This is a genomic window from Candidatus Syntrophosphaera sp. (genome assembly GCA_019429425.1).
Lineage (GTDB): Bacteria > Cloacimonadota > Cloacimonadia > Cloacimonadales > Cloacimonadaceae > Syntrophosphaera.
The window spans coordinates 1-8,329 of the sequence record JAHYIU010000098.1 but is presented as its reverse complement, the minus strand read 5'-3'; the positions used below and the strand labels follow the sequence as shown (position 1 = coordinate 8,329).

General features: G+C 57.9%; 7 protein-coding genes and 1 tRNA gene. 6 read left to right on the top strand and 2 right to left on the bottom strand.

Going from position 1 to position 8,329, the window contains the following annotated elements:
* The 6 genes from K0B87_08730 to K0B87_08705 all read left to right on the top strand — a co-directional run.
* The coding region (locus K0B87_08730) for an MFS transporter (protein ID MBW6514822.1) at positions 1–778 on the top strand (778 nt) is incomplete at its 5' end.
* A gap of 11 nt (positions 779–789) precedes the next feature.
* Entirely contained in the window at positions 790–2,571 is a 1,782-nt protein-coding gene (gene aspS, locus K0B87_08725) for an aspartate--tRNA ligase (GenBank protein MBW6514821.1), read from the top strand.
* Positions 2,538–3,146, top strand: coding sequence for a phosphoribosylglycinamide formyltransferase (locus K0B87_08720; GenBank protein ID MBW6514820.1), 609 nt, complete (start codon positions 2,538–2,540; stop codon positions 3,144–3,146). Before aspS ends, K0B87_08720 begins: the two co-directional genes overlap by 34 nt.
* The gene (gene mtaB / locus K0B87_08715) at positions 3,143–4,411 is read left to right on the top strand and encodes a tRNA (N(6)-L-threonylcarbamoyladenosine(37)-C(2))-methylthiotransferase MtaB (protein MBW6514819.1); all 1,269 of its coding nucleotides are present in this window, start codon (positions 3,143–3,145) and stop codon (positions 4,409–4,411) included. The genes K0B87_08720 and mtaB overlap by 4 nt, the downstream gene beginning before the upstream one ends.
* 122 nt (positions 4,412–4,533) lie before the next feature.
* Positions 4,534–4,609, top strand: a tRNA-Phe gene (locus tag K0B87_08710).
* 50 nt (positions 4,610–4,659) lie between these two features.
* The gene (locus K0B87_08705; protein ID MBW6514818.1) at positions 4,660–6,195 is read left to right on the top strand and encodes a hypothetical protein; all 1,536 of its coding nucleotides are present in this window, start codon (positions 4,660–4,662) and stop codon (positions 6,193–6,195) included.
* 316 nt (positions 6,196–6,511) lie between these two features.
* Here K0B87_08705 and K0B87_08700 read toward each other — a convergent pair whose 3' ends face one another.
* On the bottom strand, positions 6,512–7,573 hold the full coding sequence (locus K0B87_08700; protein MBW6514817.1) for a glycosyltransferase family 4 protein: 1,062 nt from the start codon (positions 7,571–7,573) through the stop codon (positions 6,512–6,514).
* The coding region (locus tag K0B87_08695) for a hypothetical protein (GenBank protein ID MBW6514816.1) at positions 7,570–8,329 on the bottom strand (760 nt) is incomplete at its 5' end. The genes K0B87_08695 and K0B87_08700, both read right to left, overlap by 4 nt.

Sequence of the window (8,329 nt, the reverse complement as noted above, 5' to 3'; positions counted from 1 at the left end):
TTCTTTGCTGGTCTCTCTGCCACTGGTGCGATACAATATCCATCTGGTCTTTCCCATGATCGGGGCGCACGTACTGCTCTTTTCCCTGATCACGTTTTTCATGCTCAGAGAGGTGCACAGGCCCTCCAAAAGGTCGAACTACCTGCGGGTGGCGCGTGACCGGATCTGGTATTCCCTGCGGAACATCTCCAAAATGCCCAATCTCCTGCGCTACCTGATCAGCTATTTTGTCTATAACGACGGCATCTACACGGTGATCGTGTTTGCCGCCCCGTTTGGGATCAAGCGTTTTGGGATGAGCGCGGAGACCATTATCGTCTTCTTCATCCTGGCGCAATTCACTTCCCTGCTCGGCGCCGCCTTCTTTGGCTGGCTGTCGGACAAGCTAAACGTGAAATCGTCGCTCAGCATCTCGCTGCTGATCTGGATCGCCGTGGTCGTCTGGGCCTTCTTCTGCAAAAGCGCCACGGAGTACTATTTCGTGGGACTCGCCGCTGGCCTCGCGATCGGGAGCAGCCAGGCCAACAGCCGCACGATGCTTTCACTCCTGACCCCCAAGCAGAAGCAGGCGGAGTTTTTTGGCTTTTTTACCTTGACAGGCAGGCTTTCCTCGATTTTGGGTCCGATCTTGTATGGATGGATCGCCCTCAAAACTGGAAATTTGCGCTATTCGATCCTGTCCCTGCTGGTCTTTTTCGTTTTGGGCTGGGCCCTGCTGCAAACCGTGTCCCTGAGCCGCGGGATTGCCCAAAGCAACGCCTTGGACACTAACAATTAAGCTGGAATCATATGCTGGATAACCTGAACAAGCTGCAAAGGACCCACTATTGCGGGGATGTTTCATCCTCAGACATTGGTCAAACTGTCACCCTGATGGGTTGGGTGAACAAGCGCCGCGACCTGGGCGGCCTGATCTTCATCGACCTGCGCGATCTTAAAGGCATCGTGCAGATCGTGATCCGGCCCGAGCAGGAAGCGATCTTCCGCAAAGCGGAAAAGCTCCGCAACGAGTATGTGGCCGCGGTTACGGGCATCGTATCCGCCCGCGATCCCAACAACGTCAATCACAATATGGCCACCGGGACCATTGAGATCGTGGCGGAGGAGCTGTCAATTCTGAATGACTGCGAGCCCCTGCCCATCCAATTGACCGAAGTCGCCCTCGCGGAAGAGGACCTGAGGCTGGCCTACCGCTATCTCGATCTGCGCCGGCCCCAACTGCAGAAAATCATTCTGATGCGCCACCAGATCATCAAGATCATCCGGGACTTCCTTTCCGCGGAAGGCTTTTACGAGATCGAGACCCCAATCCTGATGAAAAGCACACCCGAAGGCGCGCGGGATTATCTGGTCCCCAGCCGCGTCCAGCCGGGAAAATTCTATGCCTTGCCCCAATCTCCGCAGATGTTCAAGCAACTCTTGATGATCAGCGGCTTCGACCGCTATTTCCAGATCGCCAGATGCTTTCGGGACGAGGATCTGCGGGCTGACCGCCAGCCGGAATTCACCCAACTGGACGTCGAACTCAGCTTTGCCACCCAGGACCAGATCTTCGACCTGCTGGAACGGCTGATGGCCACCCTGTTCAAGGAAGTGCTGGGCCTGGAACTGCAGATTCCCTTTACCCGGCTCACCTACAAAGAGGCAATGGACCGCTTTGGCTGCGACAAGCCTGATTTGCGCTTCGCCTTGGAACTCTGCGACCTGAGCGCTGCGCTGCAGGATTCCCAGTTTCAGGTTTTCCAGTCCGCGCTGGCCGCGGGCGGAGTGATCAAGGCTGTGGTTATCCCCGGAGGCGCTGATTTCAGCAGGAAACAGCAGGACGAACTGGTTGAGCTCGCCAAACATCAGGGCGGCAAGGGCATAGCCTTTGCCAAAGTCGCGGATGGCGGTTTGGAGGCTGGGATCAGCAAATTTATCTCCGAGCAGGAAGCAGCCACGATAATCGAGGCCTGCCAAGCCAAGACAGGAGACATGATCGCCTTTGCCGCGGACGGCTATGAGATGGTTTCCAAGGTCCTGGCCGCCCTGCGCAATCAGATCGCCCTCCGGCAGGGCCTGATCCCAGCAGGCAGTTTCGCCTTTGCCTGGATCACCGATTTTCCCCTCTTCAATTACAATGCTGAAGAGCAGCGCTGGGAACCGGCCCACCACATGTTCACACTGCCCCGCGAGGAGCACATTCCCTGGCTTGACCAGCCCGAAAAATACGGCGCAATCATCGGCCAGCTCTACGACCTGGTCTGCAATGGCATGGAACTCTCGTCAGGAAGCATCCGTTGCCATCGTTACGACCTGCAGAAGAAGATCTTCGACATCCTCGGCTTCAGCGAGGAAGAGCTCAAACAGCGCTTCGGATTCTTCCTGGAAGCCCTCAAATACGGAACTCCGCCGCACGGCGGGATCGCCCCTGGCATCGACAGGCTGGTGATGATCATGAGCGGTGCCGAATCCATCCGCGACGTGATCGCCTTCCCCAAAACCCTGAAGGCGACAGACCTGATGTGCCAGGCACCTTCCGAGGTTTCCGCAACTCAGTGGAAAGAACTGCACCTGAAGCCTGGCGAATAGCAGTCCTCACCAGCGGACATGGCCGCGGCTCCAATCTGCGGGCTATGCACAGCTATTTCAAGGAGCATGGATTGCCCGTCCAGATCAGTTTTGCCACGGCTTCCAAGCCTCAAGCCCCGGTTGCCGGGCTATGCCGGGAATTGGGTATTCCCTGCCATATCCTGAATCCGCGGCATACGGAGGAGTTTGAGTCCAGGCTTCTGTGCCTGTGCGCATCTGAGAAAATTGACCTGATCGCCCTGGCCGGCTTCATGAATCTGCTTTCGGCCGATTTTCTCGAGCAGGTGGGGATTCCCGTGCTCAACATCCATCCCGCCCTGCTACCCAAATACGGAGGCAAGGGCATGTACGGCAGCAGGGTGCATGAGGCGGTTTTTTCCAGCGTGGACGTGGTTTCCGGCGTTTCCATCCACCGCGTCGATCCCATCTATGACCACGGCGAGATCATAGCGCAGAGAGAAGTGGACATCTCAGATTGCCGATCCGCCGAAGAGATCGCCGCCCGGGTCCTCGCGATCGAGCATCAGGCCTACGCCCCCGCCATCTACGCGTACCTGGCTAAAGCACAGCAGTGATCCGCGTCGCCATCGCCACTCTGGGCTGCAAGACCAACGCCTTTGAATCTTCTGCGATCGCTGGCCAATTCGGCATTTCCAACCACATCATCGTGCCCTTTGACGATCCCGCGGACATCTATATCATCAACACCTGCACCGTTACCGGCCGCACGGATTTCAAGAGCCGCAACCTGATCCGCAAAGCGCTGAAGCGCAAAGAGGAAGATCCATCTATCCGGATCGTGGTAACCGGCTGCTTTGCCCAGCGCAATCCTGATGAGATCAGGCAAATGGGGGAGATCGACCTCATCGTGGACAACCAGAACAAGCAGGATATCGCGCAATTGTTGGATAGCCTGGATTATCAATTTACCGACATCATGGCTGCCACGGATTACAGTTTTCGCCCCGTGCTCAGGATGGTTGAGCACAGCCGCGCCTTCCAGAAGATCCAAGATGGCTGTGATTTCCGCTGCGCCTATTGCGCGATCCCCTATGGCCGGGGAAACAGCCGTTCCGCCAGCATCGGAGACATCATCACCCAGGCCAAACTCTTTGTGGATAGCGGTTACAGGGAGATCGTCCTGGGCGGGGTAAACCTGGGCCTCTATCGTGACGGCAACAACGGACTGGCCGAAGTGGTCGAGGCCTTGCAAAGGGTAGAGGGACTTGAACTTATCCGCCTAAGCTCATTGGAACCCATGTTGGTCACGTCCGGCCTGCTTGCCCGGCTTCGCTCCTGTTCCAAGCTCTGCCCCCATTTCCACCTCGCCCTCCAGTCAGGCTGCGACAGCGTTCTGAAGCGAATGGGCCGGCGCCAGGGCACGGCTGAATTCAAGCAACTGGTCAGCGGCATCCTGTCTTTATGGCCCGATGCCGCGATCGGCCTGGACGTCATAACCGGCTTTCCCGGCGAGACGGAAACCGAATTCGATACCACGCACAACTTCCTGCGGGGATTGGACATAGCCTATCTGCACGTGTTTTCCTTTTCCAGACGCCCGGGTACCCCGGCTGCAGAAATGTCCTGCCAGATCCCAAATCAGGAAAAATCACGCCGGACCAGCATCCTGACCGGTCTGAGCACTCAGAAAAAAGAGGCCTACAAACAGAAGCTGATCCAGGACGGCATCCCCCTCAGCGGAGTTTGCGAGAGCATTGAAGAAGGCCTTGGCACCTGTCTTTCGGACCACTACATCCGGGCGTATAAAAGCGGAGGGGTGCGGCAGAACGAGGTGTTCAGGATCATTCCCCGGCAACTTCACCGGGACGGGCTGATCTGATGATGAGATAGGACCGATCTGGCCCCAAGAGCTGCTATTTTCCCCGAAACATCGGACTGAAGCCACTTTGAGATAATTGTCTTGACAAATACCCGGCCATAAAAGTTTATGCTTTCACGCGTGGCGAGATAGCTCAGCCGGTAGAGCAGCGGCCTGAAAAGCCGTGTGTCCCCAGTTCGATTCTGGGTCTCGCCACCACAAATCGATCAGGCGCTTGTGAAAGGGCGCTTTTTTTGTTGGGAGACGATGTGAAAACCTACACACTGCGCAATCTGCGCTTTCCGGCGCGGCGGGACCTGAACCTTGAGGTTGAGGTCGCGCGGAAACTGCGCCTGCCCGAGGCGGATTTCCGGATCGCCAGGATCCTCAGGAAAGCCGTGGACACGCGCAGGCACGACCAGCCTGTCTATGATCTCACTCTCCAGCTTTCCTTTTCCGCCCAGCCACCCAGCCATCCCGACCTTGCCGAACAAAAACCCGTCCAGACCGCTGAACCGGACGCCATTAAGGTCACAGATTCCCATCCCTGCATCGTCGGGATGGGGCCCGCCGGCCTCTTCTGCGCCCTGGCCATGGTGGACAACGGCTTGCGGCCGCGCCTCTTCGACCGGGGCGATCCTCTGGAACAAAGGGCCGCCAGGGTAATCGAGTTCTGGGATAAGGGCGTTCTCGATCCTGAATCCAACGTGCAATACGGCGAAGGCGGGGCCGGAGCATTTTCCGACGGCAAACTCACCAGCCGGGGCCACGATCCCGCCGTGCAACAGGTTTTTGAGGCCATGATCAGCTTCGGAGCCCCGCCGGATATAGCGTATGAGGCTTTACCGCATCTGGGCACCGAAGGCATCCGGGCTATGGTGAAGAAGATTCGCGATCACTTGATCGAGAAAGGCTGCACTTTCCATTACCGCAGCGAGTTGCGGGATCTGGAGTTCTCGGGGGACAGGGTCAGCCGGGCGCGTATCAACGACGAATGGATCACTCCCGGGATCCTGGTCCTGGCTCTGGGAAATTCCGCCCGAGACACCTTCAAAATGCTGCAGGGAAAGGGCTTGCGCCTGGAGCCAAAACCCTTCGCCCTGGGCCTGCGCATCGAGCAGAAACAGGCAAAGATCAACGAGCTGGTCTATGGCAGCGAGCGCTGGGCCGAGATCCTGGGCCCGGCTTCGTACCGGTTCACGGCAGCAACCGGATTCACTTTCTGCATGTGCCCGGGCGGGCAGGTCATCGCCGCTTCCACAGAGGCGGATTCAATTGTGACCAACGGCATGAGCTACGCGGCGCGGCAGAACGCCTTCTGCAACAGCGCGATCGTGACCCCGGTGAGCTCTGAAGACTATGGGGACGGGCTTTGGGACGGCATGGACCTGCAACGCCGCCTGGAGCAGAGCGCTTTTCGGCCCGGATACCTGGCCCCGGCGCAGACGACGGAGAATTTCCTCAATGGCGTTCCGGAGACGCAAACCCCAGCCCTGTCCTATCTTCCGGGCGTTTATCCGGTCGATCTGAACACCCTTTTTCCCCCCAATATCGCAAAGCGTTTGGCATCAGCCCTTAAGCGTTTTGATCAGGTCCTGCCTGGCTTTCACTCCGACGCGGTCCTCGTGGCCCCGGAAACCCGCACCTCCTCGCCCATCCGGATCACGCGCCACAGGGAACTTCTGCATAGCGACAGCGCCTCAAACCTTTTTCCCATCGGAGAGGGAAGCGGATATGCCGGCGGGATCGTCAGCAGCGCCGCGGACGGCTGGCGCTTGGGTTCCAGGCTCCGGCTGGATTCCTGAGCTTTCCCTTCCCGAAATCGTCCATTCACATATCCCATATTCATTCCTATTCCAGCCACGCAAAAATCCGATTTTCATACCATATGGCTCCCCTTATCAATACGGTGTCAATACGGACTCATTACGGACAAAGTCCGTAATGAGTCCGTATTGACACCGTATTGATCAAGAGGGCGCTAGGGTGAACATATTGGAAGACATAGGATAAGAATAGAGAGGATGAATGTTGGTCGGAGCGTTAGCATAAAGCCATATATATCAGTTACAACGAGCCGCATCGAATGTACTTGATAACGGGATGAGGGAAGCTTAGCGCTCAGTCCAGATCGGACAGCAGTTGGAGGAGTTTGGCGCGGCGGATCTGCAGATTGAACCTGGCGGAGATGCTGTCTGAGATCTTTCGGGGATCGAGATCGCTGTTCAAAGCCTGGTCCAGAGCGGATTCCAGGGTCTGAGGGTCTCTTTTATCGAAGACAAAGCCGTGTTGCCCGATGACTGTGGGTATGCCCGCGACATTGGATCCGACGGGCACGCAGCCCATGTGCATGGCCTCCATCAGGGCGTTGGGCATCCCTTCGGAGATGGAGGGTTGGGCGTAGACGGCGCTTGACCGCATCAGGGCGAGCAGATCGGCATGGGGCAGGGAGGGATGGATCCGGACATTGGCCAGCTTGTCGATTCCGTAAAGCCTGTTCAGATCTGGCATCCAGCAGTCGCGCAGGCCCACGAACACGAACTTTAGATCGGTCCGGCGCCGGGCCACATCCACCAACAGATCGTAGCCCTTGTTGTAGAAATCCTGAAAGCGGGGTGTGGTGCCGACTGTGAGTATCTGCCGCAGCCTGGGCCTGCCAAGGTCTGTTTGCTCCAGGTCTCTGACCGCGAAATGAAGCACGCTGGCAGGGGTTTTCAGTCCCGGCACCATATTTTGGATCCCCTCGGGATGGCCGGCGGGGTTGTAATACGTATTGGAAGAGGAAAGCAGGGCCTGATGGCAGGCAACGACAAGCGAGCAATGCTTCAACGCGAAGCGGGCACAAAAGCCCCGCAGGCGCGAAGTATAGATGCCATAGCGGAATTCCGGATACTTGACCGCGTCGTAGCCTGCGATAAATACGATGGACTTCTTATGCGTCAATCCGGCCAGCAGAACGGCCGCGGCGGCATGATAATCGGCAAACCAGACCAGGACCTTGCGGGCTTCGCGGGCCCTCAGGATGACATGCAGCGAGCGCAGGATCACTTGCAGGTACTGGGTTTTGGACCCTTCCTGGCCCAGATGCACCATCCGCACGCGGTAATCCGGTTTGAGGAGTTCTTCATCCAGCAGCATGAAGGTGGAGCGGGTGGGCAGGATCAGGATGAGCTGCTCTTTCAAAGCGCCACCTCCTCGATCAGGGCTGCAAGTTTGGCGGCCAGGCGCTCGCGGGAGAATCCAGCCACGTATTCGAGGTCCGGTTTGAGGGTTTCCAGTTCCCCGGAACGCCACATCTGATAGAGGCGCAGGAGGTTTTGGCCGATACCGGCGATGTCCTGATAATCTGCCACAAACCCGGTTCCGGCCCTGGTCACCATCTCAGCCGCGATGCCGTCCGGCGGGACGATGGCCAGGATGGGCCTGCCGCTGCGCAGATAGTCGAAGATCTTGCCGGTCAGCACCGAGCGGGTGTTTTTCCCCGAGGGGATGAAGAGCAGCAGGGCGCCGGCCCGCATCAGTTCCTGCAGGTTCCTGCGATGGGGCTGGAATTTGTGGAATCTGACCATCCGCCTGATAGTCTCGTTCTGCGCGAAGCGGCCCAGCACGAAGGAGACGGTGTTTTTGCCGAAAATGTCCACCGCGATGGACGCGGGATCGAGCGATCCGCTTTCCACCAGTCCCAGAATGGCCTGCCAGAGCGGGTCCGGCTGGCGGCGGTCGTAAAAACTGCCGCTATAGACGAGGTGGAAGATCTCCCGGCTGCTGCCTGGCTTCGGGTTTTGGAAATCCTCCTCATCAAAGCCGTTGGGGATCACTGCGGCAGGTTTGGTGGCCAGGAACGGATAGCGGGAGACAAAATTGGCCCGCATCTGCTCCGTGAGGTAGGAAATGCCAGCGGCTGCGATCAGGACGCGCGATTCCATGATCAGTTCCCTG

What these genes read in the sequence shown, in the direction of transcription:
- aspS (MBW6514821.1), top strand. Translation starts at nt 790, where the DNA reads ATGCTGGATAACCTGAACAAGCTGCAAAGGACCCACTATTGCGGGGAT.